This window comes from Halobacillus aidingensis (assembly GCF_900104185.1).
GTDB lineage: Bacteria > Bacillota > Bacilli > Bacillales > Halobacillaceae > Halobacillus > Halobacillus aidingensis.
The window spans coordinates 60,537-83,590 of record NZ_FNIZ01000004.1 but is presented as its reverse complement, the minus strand read 5'-3'; the positions used below and the strand labels follow the sequence as shown (position 1 = coordinate 83,590).

The following is a 23,054-nucleotide window of genomic DNA, read 5'->3' as shown; positions in this document are numbered from 1 at the left end:
ATCAAACGTTTTATGGTTATACAAGAGGAGCCGGAGCGTGATTGAACAAAGACGCTCCGGCTGGTCTCATTAAGGGAGTGGAAAGCATGAGGAAGATGCACGCACTGTTGCTTAGTTCATTGCTCGTCGTAAGCGCGTGTACGCCCGTTTTTGACAACAGAGAAGAAGTCATACAGGAAACGAAAGATGAAAAAAATAATCAATCCGCCATCATCCCGAACTACAATATGTCGGAAAAGGATTATCGGATGATCCTGACAGAAAGCAGTCCGAAGGTTTCAACCGCACGAGCCGTGACGACGAACCAGATGGGGAACCGGATGGACATCGATGAATTCGAAAGTGGCCTCCGCCGCCATTCTAAAGAATATTTCGATCCGGACAAGTATTTTTTCCAGCCAGGTCAATACTTTGAAGGGGATACGCTGCTCCAGTGGTTAGGCCGGGAGAGTTCAGGAAATGAAGATGGCTTAAATCCGGAACTTAATGAAGATGAAGCGACCGAAGAAGAGTTTCGTGAAAGTCCACGATATATATCGAATATCATCGAGCAGAATTACTTAGTTAGACAAGATGAAAATAAGGTGGAGCTAAGCGGAGTGACCATCGGAATTTCATTGAGAACCGTCTATAATTTCACGGCTGAAGGCCAAAGCCTCTCTGTAGACCATTCAACTGAGGAGCTTCTTCAAAAAGGGAAAGAATATGCCGGGGAAATTTTGAAGCGGATTCGGGAGAGAGAAGAGCTTAACAATGTTCCGGTTGTTTTTGCCCTGTATGAAGAAGAGGAAGCGAGCTCGAAAGTTCCAGGCAAGTTTTTAAGTAAAACGTATGTCAAAGGGTCCGACCTTACCATTAATGGTTGGGATAACATTGATGAAAAGCACGTCCTGTTTCCTTCCAATGAAGGAGAAGAGGATCACTTCGATGACTCACAGATCTTTACGGACTTCAGAAAAGAAGTATCCGATTACTTCCCGAACTTTGTAGGTATGATCGCCAATGGATTTTACGTGAATAACGAACTTCGCGAAGTGTCGATTGAAATTCCGATCCAGTTCCAGTCTGAATCGGAAGTTGTCGGTTTTACACAATATGTGTACAGTCTTGTAAACGAAATGTTTGCAGATCATTATAACGTCCAAGTGAATATCCACAGCATGGATGAACCGGAAAGTCTGATCGTCAAAAAAGCCGGCGAGCAGGAACCTTTCGTTCATGTTTACGAATAACACAAAGACCACATGGCCCACTCCATGTGGTCTTTGTTATTAAAGAAAATGCCAGGATTGTTTAAGAGTGGATTTCGAGACTTTAGTTGAGAGGATAGGGGCTGCGGGGAATAACTCGCTTTCCGCGGGAGCGCGGTGAGCCTCCTCGGACTGCGTCCTGTGGGGTCTCACCCTGCACTTTTTCCCCGCAGGAGTCTCGCCATTCCCCTTCGCCCCTTTGCCGTGGGAAATTCTCGAAACCACTTCTAAGAAATCAGCTTGTATGATCGAGGAAAGTGGATCATATAAACCTCTCCACAGAACGTAAAAGCTTGATACAAAGCGCTTTATATTTCTAACAGTTGGATAGTGGCAGGCAATCCAACTTGCTACAGGGGGTCGTTTCTCCCTTATATCGAATGGGTTGGTTGGGAAGCTGCGAGACTCCCGTGGGCGATGGAGCTAGACGAGTAGCTTCCCAGGCACCCCTGACTCCCATTATGGCAAACGAATCCCGAAAACATATCGAAACTGAGTCTTCCACAATCGGAAGCTTTCTTATAAGAGAAGTGGTTCGTGGAATGATTGAAATTCGACAAAAGTAGAAAAATATCGAGCAAATCCGATTATATTAGAAAATGTTTGGCCACAGTTGTGCACAGGCGGATATTTCCGATGAAATCAGTCTCAATCGATTGAACTAGATTCACCGTTACGATAGAATAGTTATGGAAACGCTTAATGTGGTAATTTTCAAACTATTACATAGCGTCACCCATTTTACTTTTCAAGGAGGCGGTTTTTTTATGGTAGTCCCTTACAAACACGAACCATTTACTGATTTCACAGTGGAAGAAAATCGGAAAGCTCTGCAGGCGGCAATCAAGCAGGTAGAAGCGGACCTTGGAAAAGAGTACCCTCTGATCATCGGCGGGGAGCGGATCATGACGGATGACAAGATCGAGGTCGTCAATCCGGCCAACAAGAAGGAAGTCATCGGCTATGTGTCGAAGGCGAATCAGGACTTGGCTGAGAAAGCTCACCAGGTGGCAGACGAGACGTTTGACTGGTGGAGAAAGACGAAAGCGAAGTTCCGTGCAGATATCCTTTTCCGCGCTGCGGCAATCGTTCGTCGTCGTAAGCATGAGTTCACGGCACACCTCGTGAAAGAAGGCGGGAAACCATGGAAAGAGGCAGATGCGGATACAGCAGAAGCGATCGACTTCATGGAGTATTATGGGCGACAAATGCTTGAAATTGATAAAGGCGTGGAAATCAATTCCCGTCCGATAGAAAATAACCGGTTTCATTACATTCCGCTTGGGGTAGGGGTTGTCATTTCCCCATGGAACTTCCTTTTTGCCATCATGTGCGGAACGACGGTTGCCGCTATGGTATCCGGCAATACGGTTCTTCTGAAGCCGGCGAGTGCAACTCCGATCATCGCTTACAAAATGATGGAAGTGTTAGAAGAAGCAGGACTGCCGAAAGGGGTCATCAACTATATCCCGGGAAGCGGAAAAGAAGTCGGCGACTATCTTGTCGATCACCCTCGGACGCGTTTTATCAGCTTTACAGGCTCTCGTGAAGTCGGTACCCGTTTGTTCGAACGTGCCGCAAAAGTCCACGATGGTCAAAAGTGGTTGAAGCGTACCATCATAGAGATGGGCGGAAAGGATACGATCGTCGTCGACAGCGATTCTGACCTCGAGCTTGCTGCTGATGCGATTACGTATTCGGCCTTCGGTTTTTCCGGACAAAAATGCTCCGCATGTTCCCGTGTCATTGCTCATGAAGGTGTGTATGATGAGCTGCTGGATCGAGTCGTTCAGAAGACGAAGGAACAAGTGAACTATGGCGATCCAACCGATAACAGCAACTATATGGGGCCGGTCATCGATCAGGGCGCTTATGATAAGATCATGAGTTATATCGAAATCGGTAAGGAAGAAGGAAGACTGATGACAGGCGGAAAAGGAGACGACAGTAAAGGCTGGTTCGTCGCACCGACGGTTTTTGCTGACCTTGATCCGGAAGCCCGCCTTATGCAGGAGGAGATCTTCGGTCCAGTTGTAGGCTTCACGAAGGCGAAATCATTCGATGAAGCGATCGAATTCGCTAACAATACCGAATATGGCTTGACTGGGGCAGTCATTTCCAACAATCGCGAGCATATTGAAAAAGCACGCGAAGATTTCCATGTCGGTAACCTGTACTTCAACCGTGGATGTACAGCAGCCATTGTAGGCTATCATCCGTTCGGTGGATTCAATATGTCCGGAACCGATTCGAAGGCCGGTGGACCTGATTATCTTATTCATCATATGCAAGGCAAAACAACATCTGAAATGTTGTAATAGAACGACCAAAAAATCCCTCATCCACATGTATGTGGAAAGGGATTTTTTTATGAAAAATGGAACATACTAACGCTGTCGGGAAAAGGGAACATTTCCCCATTTTTTTATGGGCTCTAAAATTTTTAAAAATAAATTTTGTGAATGAATATCATAAAAATGTCACATATGTGTATTTTTATACTGAATTAACGAATAAAAATACAATTACGACCCATTAACACAATTTTTGCAATGTTCTTACAAAAGTTATATGATATAGTTGTACCTGTGTTTGGTTTTTTTAAGTCAATACGACTTAAGAACCATGCGTCGGTACGATTTGCATAGGATTGTATAAACCAACATTTGGGAGGTGGAAATGTGTTTGAACTCGCTACTGCAACATCAGCAACCATCGCTGGAGCAACATGGTTCTGGTTATTTGTACCAATGCCAATTTTAATTATTCTATCTATCATTACACTATTCACTGAGAGGAGCGAATAACAAAACATGAGTACTGCTACGTTAATAACGTTTATTGTCTATTTAATCGGTATGCTGGGAATCGGTTTTGCTGCATATCGTCTAACAAGTGATTTATCTGACTATGTCTTAGGTGGTCGTCGTTTAGGTCCAGGAGTTGCCGCACTATCTGCCGGTGCATCCGACATGAGTGGTTGGTTGCTACTAGGTTTGCCTGGCGCGATTTATGCTGGAGGATTGTCCGCAGCTTGGATCGGTGTCGGTCTCGCTATTGGTGCATACTTAAACTGGCAGTTCGTCGCACGCCGACTTCGTGTATTCACGGAGATTGCAAATGACTCGATTACTGTTCCAGACTATCTTGAGAACCGCTTCCGTGATCACTCCCACGTGTTACGTGTCATTTCTGCAGCTGTCATTCTTTTATTCTTCACCTTCTATACATCTTCCGGTATGGTTGCCGGTGCGAAGCTGTTTGAAGCTTCCTTTGCATTGAGTTATACACAAGCTCTATGGTTAGGTGCAATTGTTACTATATCTTACACTTTCTTAGGTGGATTCCTAGCCGTAAGTTGGACAGACTTTGTTCAAGGTATCTTGATGTTCTTTGCATTGATCGCTGTACCAATTGTTGCGATTACTGAACTTGGTGGTTGGAATGCTGCAACAGACGCAGTAGCCCAAATCGATCCATCTCACTTGAACATGGTTCAAGGTGTCGGTGCCCTTGCGATTCTATCTTCCCTTGCTTGGGGACTTGGTTACTTCGGTCAGCCGCACATCCTTGTACGTTTTATGGCCCTACGTTCTCCTAAGGACGTTCCGAAAGCACGCTTGATCGGTATCGGCTGGATGGTTCTAGGTCTTTACGGTGCGATCTTCACAGGTCTATTCGGACTTGCGTACATCAACACTGCGGATGTAGCGGATCTTTCTACATTTAATGCAGAAGTGATGACAGAAGGCGGCATCCAAATGCTTGTCGACTCGGAGAAGATTTTCATCACGTTCTCCCAAATCCTGTTCCACCCAGTCATTGCAGGTATCTTACTAGCAGCGATCCTATCTGCCATTATGAGTACCATTGACTCTCAGTTGCTTGTATCTTCTTCTGCACTTGCAGAGGACTTCTACAAAGCACTGTTCCGCCAGAATGCTACTGAAAAAGAATTGGTATGGGTTGGTCGTGCTGCCGTAGCCGGTATCGCCTTGATCGCCGTGCTTCTTGCAGGTAACCCGGACAGTACCGTTCTTGGTCTTGTATCTTACGCTTGGGCAGGTTTCGGTGCCGCATTCGGTCCCGTTATCATCTTGTCCCTATTCTGGAAAGGCATTACACGTAATGGTGCGCTTGCCGGAATCATCGTCGGTGCGGTTACCGTTGTTGTATGGGCGGACTTCTTGAGTGGCGGAATCTTCGACCTTTATGAAATCGTACCTGGTTTCATCCTTGGTGGACTTGTCGCTATTCTTGTCAGCCTTGCTGGTCAACCACCGAAAGATATTGCTGAAGAATTTGATAAAGTTACGAAAATGTAAAAAGTTAAGTTCTTCACTACAAAATTCCCGGTCTTATGGCCGGGAATTTTTTCTTTTAATAAGGGGATAAAAGGCAATGGTGGAAATATAGTTGTAGTCGTTTATAGGGTCAGTGTTGTGGAGCTAGGCTCGCTTTCCTGCCGGGTTTCGCCTAGCTTTTTCTTAATCAATCTATTTTAGATGACTTTTTCTAAATCGTTATGTGGCTAATCAGCGTTTTATTGAATCCGAAGAATTACACTTCAGTAAACGCTACATTCACAGTTCTTCCAGTCAGGAAGCTATCCAATCATACAGCGAGTTTCGGGAATCCCTCTTTCCCAACCCACCAAATCCACTTACTAAAGTCTAGAAACTAACCCTTCCAAATAAGGGAGCTTTCACGGTAAGACAGCGTCCTTTTGATGTGTTAAGATAAGAAAGGTGTATCCGTACGTTGAAAATGGATTCTGATATTTGGTATGATCATATATTATGTGAGATCGAAATGGAGGTCGCATTATGTCCAGAATTAGCAAAGAGGAAGTGAAGCACGTCGCGAATCTCGCGCGCCTTGCGATCACGGAAGAAGAAGCAACGACATTCACAAAGCAGCTTGATGACATCATCACGTATGCTGAACAGTTGAATGAACTAGATACAACAGGCGTCGAGCCTACGACCCACGTTCTTGATTTGAAGAACGTCATGCGTAAGGACGAGCCGAAGAAATGGATTTCTCAGGATGATGCACTGAAAAATGCACCAGACAAGCAGGATGGACAGTTCAAAGTGCCATCCGTATTGGAATAAGGAGGTTCGACGATGTCTTTATTTGACTATACATTACGTGAGCTTCAAGAGAAGCTACATAACAAAGAGATTTCTGTCACGGACTTAGTGGAGGAATCTTATAATCGAATTGAAGAAGTGGACGAAGAAGTTCAGGCGTTCATTACTTTGAACAAAGAAGCAGCGAAAAAGCAGGCGGCAGAACTTGATCAGGAGCGCGGCAACGACGATGCGAAGCTCTTTGGTCTACCAATTGGTGTGAAAGACAACATCGTAACAAAAGGACTGCGTACGACAGCAGGAAGCCAGATTCTGTCTAACCTCGATGATCCTTTGTACGACGCGACGGTTGTCAACAAACTGAATGACGCCAAGTCCGTTACCATCGGAAAATTGAACATGGATGAATTCGCGATGGGTTCTTCCAACGAAAACTCAAGCTATGCAGCGGCTCGTAACCCTTGGAATACCGATTACGTTCCAGGCGGATCCAGTGGTGGTTCTGCAGCAGCTGTAGCCGCAGGAGAAGTTCCTTACTCCCTCGGTTCTGATACAGGTGGTTCTATCCGTCAGCCAGCTGCTTATTGTGGTGTGGTCGGATTGAAACCGACATACGGTCGTGTTTCCCGTTTCGGATTGATCGCATTTGCCTCTTCTCTTGATCAGATCGGACCGATCACTCGCAGCGTCGAGGACAACGCGTTCTTGCTTGAAACGATCGCTGGTCATGACAAGATGGACTCTACTTCTGCGAACGTCGAAGTGCCGAAATACACCGAGTCTCTGACTGGTGATGTGAAAGGCATGAAGATCGGTGTGCCGAAAGAGTACCTTTCTGAAGGGGTTTCTGAAGAAGTAAAAGAAGCAGTCAAAGCTGCTCTTAAAGAATACGAAAAAATGGGTGCGACTTGGGAAGAAGTTTCTCTTCCTCACTCCAAGTACGCGCTATCCACGTACTACCTGATTTCGTCCTCTGAAGCATCTGCGAACCTGGCCCGTTTCGACGGTGTCCGTTACGGTAAGCGTGCGGAAGATGCGAAAAACATGCTTGATATGTTCATGCGTTCCCGCGCCGAAGGTTTCGGTGACGAAGTGAAGCGCCGGATCATGCTTGGAACCTTTGCACTAAGCTCCGGGTACTACGATGCGTACTACAAGAAAGCCCAGCAAGTTCGTACATTGATCAAGAACGATTTTGAAAAAGTATTCGAAGACTACGATGTCATCATCGGGCCGACAACACCGACACCTGCCTTCAAAGTAGGGGACAAAGTCGATGATCCAATGACGATGTACGCAAACGATATTTTGACGATTCCGGTTAACCTTGCAGGCGTACCAGGAATCTCTATCCCATGCGGTTTCTCTGGAGACGGTCTTCCGATCGGCCTTCAGATCATCGGAAAACACTTCGATGAAGGTACCGTTTACCGTGCCGCTCATGCCTTCGAACAGGCGACTGATTATCATAAACAACGCCCGTCCCTTGGAGGTGCGCGCTAATGAACTTTGAAACGATTATCGGACTTGAAGTCCACGTAGAATTGAAAACAGACTCGAAAATCTTCAGCCCGTCTCCGAACATGTTCGGAGATGATCCAAATACGAACGTAAACCCGATCGATCTTGGGTACCCAGGAGTTCTGCCGGTGTTGAACGAAGAAGCCGTCAACTTTGCGATGAAAGCATCCATGGCATTGAACTGTGACATCGCGACAGACACGAAGTTCGACCGTAAAAACTACTTCTATCCGGACAACCCGAAAGCTTATCAAATCTCCCAGTTTGACAAGCCGATCGGTGAGAATGGTTACATCGATATCGAAGTCGATGGCAAGAAAAAGCGTATCGGTATTACGCGTCTTCACATGGAAGAAGATGCTGGTAAACTGACACACAGTGATGACGGCTACTCCCTTGTCGACTACAACCGTCAAGGTACTCCGCTCGTTGAGATCGTATCTGAGCCGGACATCCGTTCACCGAAAGAAGCGTACGCGTACTTGGAAGCATTGAAGAACATCATCCAGTACACTGGCGTTTCCGACTGTAAAATGGAAGAAGGTTCACTAAGATGTGACGCCAACCTTTCTATCCGCCCGATCGGTCAGGAAGAGTTCGGTACGAAGACAGAGCTTAAGAACTTGAACTCCTTCTCCTTTGTACAAAAAGGACTGGAATTTGAAGAGAAGCGTCAGCAGAAAGAATTGCTTTCCGGTGGAGAAATCCTTCAGGAGACACGCCGTTACGATGAGCAGACGAAAGAAACGATTCTGATGCGTGTCAAAGAAGGTTCTGACGACTATCGTTACTTCCCAGAGCCGGATCTAGTACCACTACACATCGATGAAGCTTGGAAAGAACGCATCCGTGCCGAAATTCCTGAGCTTCCAGATGCTCGTAAGAAGCGTTACATCGAAGAACTGAAACTTCCAGAATATGATGCAATGGTTCTGACAAACAACAAAGAGCTCTCCGATTTCTTCGAAGATACAATTGCCGAAGGAGCGGACATCAAGCAGGCATCCAACTGGTTGATGGGTGAAGTTTCTGCTTACATGAACAAGCACTATAAAGAACTTCATGAACTTGAGCTTACGCCGGCTTCTCTTGCGAATATGATTCAGCTGATCGAAGACGGAACGATCAGTTCCAAGATCGCGAAGAAAGTCTTCACAGAGCTTGTAGAAAAAGGCGGCGATCCTGAGAAGATCGTTAAGGATAAAGGACTTGTACAGATTTCCGACGAAGGCCAGCTGACTGAAATCGTCGTCGGCATCATGGACAACAACCCGCAGTCCATCGAAGACTTCAAGAACGGAAAAGATAAAGCCCTTGGATTCCTTGTCGGACAGGTGATGAAAGAAACCAAAGGACAAGCGAACCCGCCGATGGTTAACAAGATCATCCTTGCAGAAATGGAAAAGCGCTAAGCGCTTGAATGATAAGGAAGCACGCACTTGCTGGTGCGTGCTTTCGTATGGTTTAGGACTTGCCATCATATACTATAGAAATGGTTTGCAAATCCAGGAAAAAGCGCTATGATGTAGAATGGAACATGCTTGGATAGAAAAGGGGGTCATACACGATGAAACGTGCCCGAATTATATATAACCCGACCTCTGGAAGAGAAGTCATACGCAAGGTTCTCCCGGACATTCTGCAACGGTTCGAACAGTCCGGTTACGAAACCTCCACTCATGCCACAACATGTGCTGGTGACGCCGTCAAAGCAGCGGAATACGCCGTCGATCGTGAATTCGATCTTGTTGTCGCTGCAGGGGGAGACGGAACCATCAATGAAGTGATCAACGGACTTGCCGAAAAACCACACAAACCGAAAGTCGGCATCATTCCAGTCGGGACAACGAACGATTTTGCCCGTGCCTTACACGTGCCTAGAAACATTCATAAAGCGGTGGATATCATCCTGGAAGGTTACAGCCATCCGCTCGATATCGGCCGTGTCAACGACCAATATTTCATGAACATCGCCGGTGGCGGTAAAATAACTGAAATCTCTTATGAAGTACCGAGTAAGCTGAAGACGATGATTGGTCAGCTCGCTTACTACTTAAAAGGCATTGAAATGCTGCCATCGATCCGTCCAACCTATGTCGAGATGGAGTATGACGGCAAATGGTATGAAGGCGAGATCATGCTTTTCCTCGTCAGTAACACCAACTCTGTCGGCGGCCTGGAAAAACTGGCTCCATCCGCCCGAATGGATGACGGGCTTTTTGATCTGATGATCATTGAAAAAATGAACATCGCAGAATTCGTCCGCTTGGCGACACTAGCGATTCAGGGCAACCACTTGAATCATCCGAAATTCTTCCACACGACCGCAAGCCGTGTGAAAGTGAAGACAGATGAAAAGATGCAGTTGAATATTGACGGGGAATTCGGTGGATTATTGCCCGGGGAATTTGTCAATTTATACAGACATCTGGACTTTTTTGTCCCAGAAGATATATTTAAAGAAGAAGAAGCTGACGAAGAAGAATAATGGGGAGCGCTGCTGTGTGAGACAGTGGCGTTCTTTTGTTTTGTTTGTAGGCAGTACTCTAGCCCGTCGGGGCGACTTCACACTTATGGATATCCGGCTGCGTCGCCCAGCTGCTCGAGGTCATAAGTACACCGGCTCTGAAAAGGGAGATCACTTTTCAGTTCCGTTGTTCTTATGCTTGTCGCAGCTACCAGGGCGACTCCGCACTAAATGATATGATAAACTACGTGTAGAGTATATAGATAAAGAATGCGATAAAGGACGGATGAACAATGGCGAAACCGAAACCGCCGGTACAGAAAAACGAGACGATTGAACTGAGCTTTGAAGATTTGACCCACGAAGGCAATGGGGTAGGGAAAGTCGATGGCTATCCACTTTTCGTACCACATGGCCTTCCTGGTGAAAAGGCCGAAGTCAAAGTCGTCAAAGTGAAAAAGAACTTCGGCTTTGGCAAGCTGGTGAAAGTGACAGAAGCAAGTGAAGACCGTGTTGAGCCGCCATGTGATGTTTTCTACCAGTGCGGCGGCTGTCAGCTTCAACATATGAGTTATCAAATGCAGCTCGATATGAAACAGAAGCAAGTGAAAGACAACATGAAGAAAATCGGACATCTCGAGCATGTCCCTGTCCACCCGACAGTCGGTATGGAGGACCCGTGGCGTTACCGAAACAAAGTCCAGATTCCTGTCGGGCAGAAAGAAGACGGCGAACTGATGACAGGCTTCTATCAGAAACGAAGCCACAACATCATCGACATGGACACATGCCTGATCCAGGACGAAATGAACGATCGCATGGTCGAAACCGTCCGCCGCATCGCATCCAAACACGGAATCGATGCCTATGATGAACAGACCCATCGCGGTGTACTGAGACACATCATGGTCCGTACCGGCCAGAATACGAAGGACATCATGATTGTACTCGTCACAAAAACGAAAAAGCTTCCGCACAAAGACAAAATGATCGATGAGATCCGTGATGCTTTTCCAAACGTGAAATCGATCGTTCATAACGTCAACAGTGCGAAAACGAACGTCATCCTTGGAAAAGAAACGAACATCATCTGGGGCGATGAGTACATTTATGACACGATCGGCGATATCCGATTCATGATTTCACCGAAGTCGTTCTACCAGGTCAACCCGACCCAGACGAAGAAACTTTATGACCAGGCGCTAGACTATGCCGATTTAAGAGGTGGGGAGACCGTCATTGACGCTTACTGCGGTATTGGAACCATTTCCTTGTTCCTCGCTCAAAAAGCGAAGAAAGTGTACGGCGTAGAAATCGTACCCGAAGCCGTCACTGATGCGAAGAAGAATGCGCGTCTGAACAAGATGGAAAACGCAGAATTCTATGTCGGACAAGCGGAAGAGCTTATGCCATGGTGGCGCAACCAGGGGCTGCGTCCGGATGTTATCGTTGTCGATCCTCCGCGTAAAGGTTGTGACGAAGAGCTGTTGAAGGCGATGCTGGATATGGAACCGGAGAGGATTGTTTATGTATCCTGTAATCCGTCGACACTTGCTCGTGATCTTCGTATTCTAGAGGATGGTGGGTATGAGACGAAGGAAGTTCAGCCTGTTGATATGTTCCCGCAGACGAGTCATGTAGAGTGTGTGACGTGGCTGGAGAAGAAAGAAAAGTAAAATCTCAGTAGTATTTCTTAAGGGAGTTTTTGAAGTGGAAGCGAACAAAATGTGGTTGTCGTTACCAAAGGATTTTAGAAAACAACTGATAGCCAATGTCTACTGTACAAACTGTAGTGATATCGTCACAATCACTGACTTCATCATCGTTGATCATCCTGTGGGTGTTATGTTGGATGGCAAATGCGAAAACTGTGGCAGTAAAGTAGCGAGAGTAGTGGAGATGGATGAATGAAGTAAAAGTAAATTCTTAAGCCTATAAGGGACCGGTTGTTGTGTGTGGGGGAGGTAACCACACACAACAACCGGCCTGTTTTTTACATGTTATATTCTTTGAGGTGCAGGGTAACTTTATAGAGGAAGCGTTGTCCCATTCTTATAAAAAAGAATCGTGATAGAGTAATACTCTAAGGAGAATGAGGGCACTTGATTAAGGGTATAGATAAGGAAACCCTTGGCCAGAATCTTGACACAAACGAAACTACTTACATTCACTCACTAGGAAGGGGAAATTCTCATGGCTGATGAAAATATAAGCAAGGATTTAGTTGATGCGGCGTTTAAAAAGAAAGAATCAGAAGAAGAACAGAAAGTAAAAGAAGAGGAAAAAGCAACCGTAGGCGATATTATAACTTTCCAAAAAGACGGTCAACAGTTTGAAGCTGTCGTCACTTCTGTTAATTTACAAAACTCCGTTGTTTGCGATATGACCATTATGGATGATTTCCACGAGCGCAATTTAGATTTCGAAAAAACCGTTGTTGCTCATACAAACTACAGCATTAAAAAACGTCGCGACGTGTAAGTTCAACAATAGTAATTTAGATAAAAGAGCATCACACTTATCAAAGTGTGATGCTCTTTTTGTGGGTAAGCGTGGTGGTGGATTTGATACAAACATCAATTTCGGTACTGACCCCACTGTGTTAAAACATTACCGTAGCGGGTGTCAGGCACCGTCTCTTTTAGGGCGGAATATTTAGTTGCTTTAATAACTATTGGAACACTATCTTGCAGGAAAATTTATATGTTTACCGAATGTAGCATTAAAAGGAGGAGATAGTATGTACGAGCAATATACTAGGCAAGCTTTGCCATCAAGGAATTATAGAGAGTTGGTGGGAAGTGCAATTTGTGTCTTTAACTCTAATAATTCATTTATAATTGAGAATATTCTAAGACACGATAAAGAACATGAGTATAGTTGGTATGAATTAATTGGTGGTACTTCTGGTGAACTTAGCAAACCAATAAAAGAAACTATAACTAAATATTCAGACACAAAAATTTCTAATCACTTTAGTAACATTGTTCAGAAAAGAAACAGGATTATACACAGCTTTCAAATTACTCATAGTGGTGAACAAATGCTAGCGACCAAACAAAAGGATAATAAACAATTCATAATTACAGAAGAGTATTTATATGACTTTATTGAAGAGAATGAAAAATTAAGTAGCTTACTTCATGAATTCAGACGATATTGATATGTGAATAGATATTTATTGAATGAAAGGTAACCACATAAATATTTATCTTGTGAATAAGAATTTACAGTCATAAGAGTTGTGTGGAGGTCCCTGATCCCCACTTAGCTAAAGTATTAATGCAGTGGGGGTCAGGCACCGACGTTTAGATTATCATTTTTCCAAAAAATGTTTACAATACACTTTGGTTTTTTTATAATAATACTATGTCTAGGGATTTTTTCCCTGAGGACGAACGGATGTCCTTCTGGCTGTGCGAGAGTACAGTGTTGCAAAAGAATCTCACTCAAAGATGCTTTTACTTGAGAACTTACTTTTAATTCGGTTACATCCGTGGTTCAGGCTCTCTACAAACAATTTGTTTGTGAGGGCCTGTGTTGTTTATGAAAGGATGGTCTAGTCCATGAAAGACATAATTAAAAAATATATTGAGGTCGAGGCAAAAAAACATTCAGATAGGTATCATATCTACCATAATTCTCTACATATTGAACATGAAAGAAATAAGAAGCGCTTCGGTGAAGCCTACAGTAATAAAGAAGTTAAAAAGCCATTTGTCTGGTCAGTAGATAAAAAGTATAACCCCTTCTACGTTTTAAAGAATTCAGAAAAAATAGCTAGCGCTATAGCAAAAAAAATTAAAGAAGGAACTTATAAGCCTAAAGCTCCGTATATCCATGAAATTCCAAAAGGCAATGGTAAGAAACGTGAAATTACAGTCTATCAAATTCCAGATGCTGCAGTATCAAACTATTTATATAAGAGACTTCTAAGTAAGAATAAACACAGGCTGAGTTCATTATCTTATGCTTATAGAAACGATAGAAATGTGCATTTTGCAATACAGGACATTGGTTTAGATTTGCAATCTAACTCGAGGTTGTTTGTATCCGAATTTGACTTCAGTGATTTCTTCGGTTCTATTAATCATCAATATCTATATGACCAACTAGATCAAAATGGCTTTATGGTAAGTGATTTTGAAAAACAGATAATCGAATCTTTTTTAGGGAGTTTAGAAAGAGGGATACCTCAAGGTACTTCTATTTCACTATTTTTGGCAAATATTGTTTGCTGGAAACTGGATAGAAGCCTAGAATCTGAGGGGTTGAGGTTTGCGAGATATGCAGATGATACAGTTGTTTGGTCCTCTAACTATAATAAAATATGTGAATCCTTTGAATTAATAAGTAAGTTCTCGAAAGAAGCTGGGATAGAAATAAACGCCGATAAATCTAATGGCATTAATTTAATGGTTAAACCAGGTTTACCCTCAGAATTCGACAAGACTAAAGAATATATTGAGTTCTTAGGTTATAAGCTTTCTCTGAGCAGTATAAGCATCAAGGAAGAATCGGTCAATAAAATTAAAAAGCAAATTAGCTATCTGCTTTACAAAAATTTAATTAAGCCACTGAAGGGTTATCAATTAAAGAACATAATCGTACCAAGTAATGATGAGGATCCAGCTTTAGTGACTGCTATGATGCAAATAAGAAGATATCTCTATGGGAACCTTTCGGAGTCTAAGTTGAAAAGTTTCGTTAATGGAAAATATAAAAGAATTAGATTTAAAGGAATTATGAGCTTTTATCCACTAATAGATGATGTAGAACAACTGAAAGAACTGGATGGTTGGTTAAAATCGACTATATATAACACTCTAAAGCTTAGGAAAAAGCTATTCCTCAAAAAAAACATCCTTAGAGTTTCATACAATTTCCCTTTTAATGTGAGTGAGAAAGATTTAATTACTCGATTTAAGTCCGCTTCTTTTAAGGGAACAAAAGGTATCTATGAAATACCAAGCTTTCTAAGGATTTATCAGGGGATAAAAAATGGCATTACAAATAACGGTATTGAATATACAATGAACGAAAAGGCCTTTGAATATGACTATTAATACGAGAATTGGGAAGAAAAGTATGACTGCTTAATTTTTGGTATGATTGATACTGGAATCAAATTTTTAAGAATTAGTGATATACAATAAAATGGAGTAGATTGAGGAATAGGTGCCTGCCCTACACGCAGCGGGGCAGGCACCTACATTTATGCCTATAAGGTACAATTCAGTTGTTAAAGACTCTAATGATTTTGAAAGGAGAATAATTAATGGAAGAGCCTAAAAGGCTTGCAATACGCAAGGATGTACTTCGTGACTTATACCTCTTATCTGGTAACCGATGTGCCTTTCCTGAATGTACAAGGTCTATATTAAATGGTAGTGGGAACCTTGTTGGTCAAGTTTGTCATATAGAGGCTGCTATGCCTGGTGGAGAGCGATTTAATCCAAATCAAACTAATGAAGATAGAAGAGCATTTAGTAACCTAATGTTACTTTGCTATGATCATCACATTGAGACAAATAATGTAAATAAATACACAGTTGAAATTTTAAGGGAAATGAAGCGATCCCATGAGAAAAAATTTAGTGATGCAGCTGAAAAGTTGTTTGAAAGTACTGTCTCAGATATGACCCTCCTTCAAGAATTTGAATACTGTAGTAACTTAAATAGTATCAATAAGGTTTTGGAATGGGGAAATACCGAAAGTGAGTTATTAGAGGTGGTTCCTTTATTTAATAGCCTTTTGGACAAAAGACTTAGAAAGTTAACCCCAAACACAAGAAGTATCTTTAGTGTTATGGTTGCAAGGTCTGAAGGTTCAGAAATAAATTTAAATGAAATTAGGGACGTGACTGGAAGTTCTCAGTCTGAAATGGTAAACGCAGTTGCAATGTTAGAAAGGTATGGTTTAATTACTGAGCCTGAGGAGAATGAATATTTAATACCAGTAACTTATTTCCAAGAATATGATATGTGGGACATGTGGTATGAAATAAAGAAATATTCGGAGCAGTCGTCAATTTCTTTGAAAAATATTATAGAGGATATGCAATTTTCGTTATTTGATTAATATTAGTAAAATACATAGAGACAAACTCTTAAGTTTCCTCAATAAATCACAAATAGCAGAACCGTCCCCACATTATTTATATAAACGACAAGTTGCCCTTCTTCGTTGTATTGGTGTACGGAAAAATTTATTTTTATTCTAATCAGTGCTTTCAGTGATATTAATGACACACCTCTTTATAGTGATATTTGCTTTGGAAACAAATTATTATAAGGTGAATTCATATGTTGGTGCCTGACCCCCACTTCGCTAAAGTATTAATGCAGCGGGGTTAGGCACCAACATTGGGGCGATGAGTACATTTATGACACAATCGGCGATATCAGATTCATGATCTCACCATAATCGTTCTACCAAGTCAACTCGACACAGACGAAAAAACTCTATGATCAGGCTCACGAATATGCCGACTTAAGAGGCGGAGAAACCGTTATTGATGCTTACTGTGGTATCGGCACGATCTCCTTGTTCCTCGCTCAAAAAGCAAAGAGACAAGCTGAAGAGCTTATGCCATGGTGGCGTAACCAGGATTCGTCCAGACGTCATCGTCGTCGATCCTTCGCGCAAGGGTTGTGACCAAGAGTTGTTGAAGGCGATGCTTGATATGGAACCGGAGCGGATTGTGTATGTTTCCTGTAATCCTTCGACGCTTGCACGTGATTTGCGTATTTTAGAGGATGGCGGGTATGAGACGAAGGAAGTCATACGTATTCAATGATTCGGAGGTGTATTTCAAATGGCGCCTACTCCATTAACTCATAAAGAAATCAAGATCATACTGGATACAGCCGATTGGATTATTGCTCGGGGAGGCAGGTCACAACTCGCCAAGATCTTGAAAGGGTCAAAGGAGAAGAAGTTGTTGGAGTTCGATTTAGATGAAAGCCCAGGTTATGGGTTTTATAAAAATGAGAAACTTGAGGACGTCACAAAGAAAATCAATTGGATGATTAAACGTGATTTCATAGAGCTTCAAAATTTCGGGAAGCTTCCCCTGATTGTTTTCACAGACCGAGGGTGGTTGATCCAATCGTATCAATATGCAGATAAACTGGTTCGTGAATGGGAAGAGTGGATTGAAGATGGGAAAAAGGCCCCTGATATGACTTATCTCAAAGATCGGGACAGGCAGATGATCCTTCTTATGCTTGAAAAAATTAAAGAAACTGGAAACAAGGCTTTTATTCCTTATTTGCAATTATGGGAAGAGATCGATTACAAAAAAGTTCGGGCTGCCATTCGGAAAACGATTAGAGTACTGGAAGGAAAAGAACCTTTCGATGGTTCGACGTTAAAAGATAGAGAGGAAAGAATTCAGAAAGCCTTAGAGGGCCAGCCGGAGTACGAGATTTTCAGGTGAGGGAGCTTCTAATAAAATTAGCTTTCATCTTCAGAGCACATAACTCAGCAATAATAAAAAGGGAGTTAACAATGGAAGCAAATAGAAAATGGATATCAATACCAGAAGATTTCAGAAAGAAGCTCATTGGAAACGTTTTTTGTACTAATTGTAAAGGTACGGTCACCATTACAGACTTCATTATTGTCGATCATCCCGCAGGTGTAATGTTGGAAGGAAAATGCAAAAACTGCGGCAAAAGTGTAGCAAGAGTAGTAGAGATGGATGAATGAAGGAAAAGCAGGGGAGGGCCCCTGCTTTTTTATATCTCTGATAAGTTAATCTTTGGAATAGTGTGTAGGCCCAGTGGTTCATATGTTAGCATGAGCAATTAACATACTAATGGTGTGAAAACGAGCCGTCCTTCCTTCAACTCGGGGCAATCCAGTCTTATTTCAGCTTTCTACGGCTGATTAAATCAGATACAACAAAAGCGAGGTCATCATTTCCATACAGAGACAGCACTTCAAGCAGAGTCTCAGAATCAATGTAATTCGACTCCTTTTTTGGGACGGTCAGCTCCATGGCATCGACCAGTTCTTTATTTTTCTCCTGATAGGGATAGGCCTCTTTATAAATGGCTACAGGATCCAGGTCGTGGTTGATGCACCACTGGGCAAAAAGCAAAATCATCATTTTTTCGCCTTTTTGATAATTACGAATCACTTCTTCTTCACGGCTTCGATCCACTTAGCATGCCTCCTTTGTAAGCGTGGGACGGTTTCTTTATTATCTACTTGCAACAGTTTCTTCCTACTATGATATCAGATATTTTATTTTTCTTAGATGCGCATGACGAAAAAAACAGGAGGCTAGGTGCCTCCTGTTTCTTACTTACGCGTTATGATAAGCCAAATCTTTCTTCTTCTTCAAATCAAAACGATCCGCGTTCATCACTTTCACCCATGCCGCAACAAAGTCATGGACAAATTTCTCTTTGTTGTCTTCCTGTGCATACACTTCACCAAGCGCACGCAGGACAGAGTTGGAACCGAAGACGAGGTCGACGCGTGTCGCTTTTCTTACAAGCTCGCCTGTTTGGCGGTCGCGTCCTTCGTATTCGTTGTAATCACTCGGCTTCCACTCGATGCCCATATCAAGAAGGTTCACGAAAAAGTCGTTGGTCAGTGTACCGACATTGTCTGTGAATACGCCGTAGTCTGTGTCTTTGTAGTTGGCACCAAGTACGCGCATACCACCGACGAGCACAGTCATTTCCGGAGCAGAGAGTCCGAGAAGTTGTGCTTTGTCGACAAGCAGTTCCTCTGGGCTCAACGTATATCTCTTCTTCTCATAGTTACGGAATCCATCAGCCATCGGCTCGAGGACTTCGAAACTTTCTTCGTCCGTTTGTTCTTGCGTGGCATCGCCGCGTCCGGAGACGAATGGAACAGTTACTTCGACACCAGCATCTTTGGCCGCTTTTTCTACAGCTGCGCTACCGCCAAGGACAATGAGATCCGCAAGGCTGACTTCTTTATCGAACTGTTTCTGAATACCTTCGTAAACGGCAAGCACTTTGGAAAGTTGCTGTGGTTCGTTTACTTCCCAGTCTTTTTGCGGAGCAAGGCGGATGCGGGCACCGTTCGCGCCACCACGCATGTCCGATCCACGGTATGTGCTCGCTGCAGCCCATGCCGTTTTCACAAGTTCGCTCACTGAAAGTCCGGAATCGAGGATTTTTTCTTTCAACTCTTCCACTTCAGCGTCCGTCAACTCATAATTAACCGTAGGAATTGGATCCTGCCAGATCAAATCTTCCTCTGGCACTTCTGGTCCAAGGTATCTTGCTTTTGGTCCCATGTCACGGTGAAGAAGCTTAAACCATGCACGTGCAAAGGTATCGGCAAATTCATCCGGATTTTGATGGAAACGACGGGAAATCTTTTCGTAATCAGGGTCCATACGCAGAGCCATGTCAGCTGTTGTCATAAAGGTAGGAACTTTTACAGATGAATCTTCTGCATCTGGAGCCATGTCTTCTTTTTTAGGATTGACCGGAGCCCACTGGTTCGCACCAGCTGCACTTTTCGTCAGCTCCCATTCGTATCCGAACAAAAGATCATAGTAGCCGTTGTCCCAAACGGTCGGATTCGCTGTCCATGCACCATCAACACCACTCGTAATCGTGTCGCGGCCTTTTCCGCTACCGTGAGAGCTCATCCAGCCTAAGCCTTGATCTTCAATGTCAGCCGCTTCAGGAGAAGCACCGACTTGATCAGGGTCACCGGCACCGTGAGCTTTACCGAATGTGTGCCCACCTGCGACAAGCGCGACCGTCTCTTCGTCATTCATCCCCATACGGGCGAATGTTTCACGGATGTCACGGGCACTCGCAAGCGGATCCGGTTCGCCATTAGGACCTTCAGGGTTTACATAGATCAGTCCCATCTGCACGGCAGCGAGCGGGTTTTCGAGTTCACGGTCACCGGAGTAACGGTTGTCGCCGAGCCATTCTTTTTCATTTCCCCAATAGACATCTTCTTCTGGATGCCATACGTCTTCACGTCCTGCGCCAAAGCCAAAGGTCTTCAAGCCCATGGACTCAAGCGCGACGTTTCCAGTAAGTACGAGCAGGTCTGCCCATGAAATTTTATTGCCATATTTTTGTTTGATCGGCCATAGTAGGCGACGGGCTTTATCAAGGTTTGCGTTATCCGGCCAGCTGTTCAATGGTGCAAAACGCTGGGTACCTGTGGCTCCACCACCGCGTCCATCTCCTGTACGATACGTACCGGCTGCGTGCCACGACATACGGATGAAAAGGGGACCATAATGTCCGTAGTCTGCCGGCCACCAGTCCTGACTGTCTGTCATCAGCTCATGAAGATCCTGCTTCAAGGCGTAATAGTCGAGCTTGTTGAATTCCTCTTCATAATCGAAGTCTTCTCCCATGGGGTTCGATTTTTTATCATGCTGACGTAAAATGTGCAGGTTCAGCTGGTTGGGCCACCAGTCTTTGTTCGTTGTGCCGACTTTCGTTGTCGTTACGGCACTTTCTTCCTTTGTTTTTTCGTGGGATACGGGACACTTACCAGCTTGGCTGTCATGCATTTCATTTTTGTCCATGAATGATACCCTCCTATATTTGTGAAAAATTATAATCGGTCTTAGATTATAATTATAATAAAAAAGGCTATGATTTGAAAGAAAGAACCCTCCGATTTACTAGAAAAAATTTTATTTCATTTATAGGCAGGTCGATATGAATCATAATTTAATAGATATCCAACAGGTGAAGCAGTGGTCTTTCATCAGTCATTACCTCACGATATAATGGCACTAGAAGGAGTGATCGTGATGAAAATAGGAAGAAACGACCCATGCCCGTGTGGCAGTGGGAAAAAATATAAAAAATGCTGTGGAAATAAAAAGGTTGTAGATTTATCGGGAACGATTTTAAAAGAGGAATTGGATCAGCTGTATTTCCGTTTTGAGGAGTATGTGGCCGAATATTATCCTCTCTTGCTGCCTCCTGAAGAATCTTCAGGCGAGCTGGACCGCTTTAAGGCGCATATGGACATGATGGAAAGGACGGTCTTTGAGAAGAACGGCCAACAGGGACAATCGATCATGCAGGAATATGTCGATCGTGTTGCCAAAGACATTTCCCGTCCGATGACCAAGCAATCGGTAGAAGCATGGCCGGAATCCGTTCCTGGATTGTTTACGTTGACCGAGCGAACGTCTGATCATTCGGTCCAAATGAAGCAGGAGTGGACGGACGAAACTTACGATGTGCGGGAATCCACCATTGCCCAGGGTATTCAAGATTCAGAGACCTATTATTTCGGGGTCCTTATGAAGTGGGGAAGGGAGTACTTATTTGTTCCTGGTGCTTTAAGTATGGTTCCAGAGGCTTTTGATAAATTTTCCTCGATTGTCGAGAAGGAGTATAAAGCGAGCAAGTCGCGGAAGTCGATTGTTGCGTTCTTCGCCTCACGTTTTACCCATTATGTCGATGTGCTTTTCCACTTGGAATTGGAGCAGGACACGGATATCTCCGAAGTTTGGAACGGCAGTGATAAAGAAAGAGAAGTGCTGCGTCTCCTGGAGGAACACCTGGCTCCAGAGGCGAAACAGGGGGAAGCGTTTGAGCATATGCAAGTCATTTGGATGTATTACTGCGATCACTATTCACCTACGATCCGTAAGCCGGAAGTATTTGCTGCGGTGCTCGAATACTTTTACAGGGAATCCCCTTTTACGGGAAGCTCTCTTCCAAGTGCCACCCAAAAGGAACTGGCGAAGAAGTATGGCGTGAGCCCCAATAGTATCTCCAGACGGTTTGATGATTTGGAAGAGGTCTTTTTCGACATGGTGGAAAAGAGTGGGGGCATGGAACAGTCTCCTTCTCCACAGATGGCCATTCCTACATTTCCAAGCTGGGAGGTGGCAGCCGAGCGGGTCAGTTATGAAATGAATTTCCGTCTTTCTAATAAGAGTTTTTCTTCGATAAATGAAATGGAGCAGTTTATTCAATCGAACGAGAATCAACCTTTTACACCTGAAACGGATGAACAGAAAGCGCAATTGTTGGCTTACGATGCCTATCAATCAGACTCGCTGGAACAGAGAGAAAAGCTCGTGGAGGAAGCCCTGCAACTGGATCCGGGATCTGTGGATGCGCGTGTCCTTAAGGCTTCATTAGAAGAAGAAACTACAAAAAAACTTCTTTTGCTGTTGTCAGCATGTAATGATGTACTTCGTGATGGGTGGCTGGATACAAGCGAAGGAGACCTTTGGAGAGATGTGTTTGCCCGACCGTTTATGCGCGCGCAGGAACTCCTTGCCGCGGTTTATGCAGAGAAAAAAGAATATAAGGAAGCCATTCACTATTACGAAGGATTGCTGGAGTACAACGAAAATGATAACCAGGGCATCCGTGAAAAGCTTTTCCCTCTCTATATCCAGACAGGTCAGGAAGGGAATGCGCATCGTCTGCTTGAAAAGTATGAAGATAATGGTACATGGAACATGTATTCAGATGTACTTCTTGCAATCATCGCGCAACTTCAGGGTGACATTTTACAAGAATGGGTGATGGAAGCAGAACAAACGAATCCTTATGTCATTCCTTATTTGCTTGGTGAAAAGACGTGGACAAACCTTCCAGAAAGTTATCGTCCCGGTACAGAAGAGGAAGCAATTGTGTATGCTTATTGTAACGCCAACGCCTGGGAATCCCACAAAAAAGAGTTGGTGAGATTTCGCTGAACTCTAACAAATAAGAAAGAGG

18 protein-coding genes and 1 pseudogene are annotated in these 23,054 nt (G+C 43.7%); 17 read left to right on the top strand and 2 right to left on the bottom strand.

Translation table 11 applies throughout. The features are described 5' to 3' along the window. The first annotated feature begins 86 nt into the window (after positions 1 to 86). The 16 genes and pseudogenes from BLS23_RS05260 to BLS23_RS05180 all read left to right on the top strand — a co-directional run bounded on the left by BLS23_RS05260 (position 87) and on the right by BLS23_RS05180 (position 18,048). Positions 87 to 1,232, top strand: coding sequence for a CamS family sex pheromone protein (locus tag BLS23_RS05260; protein ID WP_089651660.1), 1,146 nt, complete (start codon positions 87 to 89; stop codon positions 1,230 to 1,232). A gap of 785 nt (positions 1,233 to 2,017) precedes the next feature. Next, on the top strand, positions 2,018 to 3,568 hold the full coding sequence (gene pruA, locus BLS23_RS05250) for an L-glutamate gamma-semialdehyde dehydrogenase (RefSeq protein WP_089651496.1): 1,551 nt from the start codon (positions 2,018 to 2,020) through the stop codon (positions 3,566 to 3,568). A 495-nt stretch (positions 3,569 to 4,063) separates the two neighbouring features. Then, positions 4,064 to 5,575, top strand: coding sequence for a sodium/proline symporter PutP (putP, locus tag BLS23_RS05245; protein ID WP_089651495.1), 1,512 nt, complete (start codon positions 4,064 to 4,066; stop codon positions 5,573 to 5,575). A 501-nt stretch (positions 5,576 to 6,076) separates the two neighbouring features. Next, on the top strand, positions 6,077 to 6,367 hold the full coding sequence (gene gatC, locus BLS23_RS05240) for an Asp-tRNA(Asn)/Glu-tRNA(Gln) amidotransferase subunit GatC (protein WP_089651494.1): 291 nt from the start codon (positions 6,077 to 6,079) through the stop codon (positions 6,365 to 6,367). Between the two features lie 12 nt (positions 6,368 to 6,379). Beyond that, positions 6,380 to 7,849, top strand: coding sequence for an Asp-tRNA(Asn)/Glu-tRNA(Gln) amidotransferase subunit GatA (gatA, locus tag BLS23_RS05235; protein ID WP_089651493.1), 1,470 nt, complete (start codon positions 6,380 to 6,382; stop codon positions 7,847 to 7,849). Continuing rightward, complete coding sequence (gatB, locus tag BLS23_RS05230; protein ID WP_089651492.1) at positions 7,849 to 9,279, top strand: Asp-tRNA(Asn)/Glu-tRNA(Gln) amidotransferase subunit GatB; 1,431 nt, start codon at positions 7,849 to 7,851, stop codon at positions 9,277 to 9,279. The genes gatA and gatB overlap by 1 nt, the downstream gene beginning before the upstream one ends. Before the next feature lie 155 nt (positions 9,280 to 9,434). Then, positions 9,435 to 10,355 (top strand): diacylglycerol kinase, encoded by a 921-nt coding sequence (locus BLS23_RS05225; protein WP_089651491.1) that lies wholly within the window; start codon positions 9,435 to 9,437, stop codon positions 10,353 to 10,355. A gap of 272 nt (positions 10,356 to 10,627) precedes the next feature. Then, entirely contained in the window at positions 10,628 to 12,010 is a 1,383-nt protein-coding gene (gene rlmD, locus BLS23_RS05220) for a 23S rRNA (uracil(1939)-C(5))-methyltransferase RlmD (RefSeq protein WP_089651490.1), read from the top strand. Positions 12,011 to 12,059: 49 nt separating this feature from the next. Next, entirely contained in the window at positions 12,060 to 12,245 is a 186-nt protein-coding gene (locus BLS23_RS05215) for a hypothetical protein (RefSeq protein WP_244157098.1), read from the top strand. A 282-nt stretch (positions 12,246 to 12,527) separates the two neighbouring features. Further along, positions 12,528 to 12,815, top strand: a complete 288-nt coding sequence (locus BLS23_RS05210) for a YkvS family protein (protein ID WP_089651488.1) — start codon at positions 12,528 to 12,530, stop codon at positions 12,813 to 12,815. 259 nt (positions 12,816 to 13,074) lie between these two features. Next, the gene (locus tag BLS23_RS05205; protein ID WP_089651487.1) at positions 13,075 to 13,497 is read left to right on the top strand and encodes a selenium binding protein; all 423 of its coding nucleotides are present in this window, start codon (positions 13,075 to 13,077) and stop codon (positions 13,495 to 13,497) included. Positions 13,498 to 13,900: 403 nt separating this feature from the next. Next, on the top strand, positions 13,901 to 15,400 hold the full coding sequence (locus tag BLS23_RS05200; protein ID WP_089651486.1) for a reverse transcriptase domain-containing protein: 1,500 nt from the start codon (positions 13,901 to 13,903) through the stop codon (positions 15,398 to 15,400). Positions 15,401 to 15,612: 212 nt separating this feature from the next. Then, on the top strand, positions 15,613 to 16,416 hold the full coding sequence (locus BLS23_RS05195) for a hypothetical protein (RefSeq protein ID WP_089651485.1): 804 nt from the start codon (positions 15,613 to 15,615) through the stop codon (positions 16,414 to 16,416). Positions 16,417 to 16,701: 285 nt separating this feature from the next. After that, positions 16,702 to 17,119, top strand: a pseudogene (locus tag BLS23_RS05190) (class I SAM-dependent RNA methyltransferase); the annotation flags it as partial. Positions 17,120 to 17,152: 33 nt separating this feature from the next. After that, entirely contained in the window at positions 17,153 to 17,776 is a 624-nt protein-coding gene (locus BLS23_RS05185; RefSeq protein WP_089651484.1) for an RQC-minor-1 family DNA-binding protein, read from the top strand. A 71-nt stretch (positions 17,777 to 17,847) separates the two neighbouring features. After that, entirely contained in the window at positions 17,848 to 18,048 is a 201-nt protein-coding gene (locus tag BLS23_RS05180) for a hypothetical protein (RefSeq protein WP_089651659.1), read from the top strand. 157 nt (positions 18,049 to 18,205) lie between these two features. Here the strand turns inward: BLS23_RS05180 and BLS23_RS05175 are convergent, their stop codons facing one another. Both BLS23_RS05175 and katG read right to left on the bottom strand, forming a co-directional pair. Next, the gene (locus BLS23_RS05175; RefSeq protein ID WP_208599161.1) at positions 18,206 to 18,505 is read right to left on the bottom strand and encodes a hypothetical protein; all 300 of its coding nucleotides are present in this window, start codon (positions 18,503 to 18,505) and stop codon (positions 18,206 to 18,208) included. Between the two features lie 144 nt (positions 18,506 to 18,649). Then, on the bottom strand, positions 18,650 to 20,884 hold the full coding sequence (gene katG / locus BLS23_RS05170; protein WP_089651483.1) for a catalase/peroxidase HPI: 2,235 nt from the start codon (positions 20,882 to 20,884) through the stop codon (positions 18,650 to 18,652). Positions 20,885 to 21,115: 231 nt separating this feature from the next. Here katG and BLS23_RS21910 point away from each other — a divergent pair, with 231 nt between their 5' ends. Next, positions 21,116 to 23,032 carry an SEC-C metal-binding domain-containing protein gene (locus BLS23_RS21910; protein ID WP_208599160.1) on the top strand — a complete coding sequence of 639 codons (1,917 nt, stop codon included), beginning with the start codon at positions 21,116 to 21,118 and terminating at the stop codon, positions 23,030 to 23,032. The last annotated feature ends 22 nt before the right edge of the window (positions 23,033 to 23,054 follow it).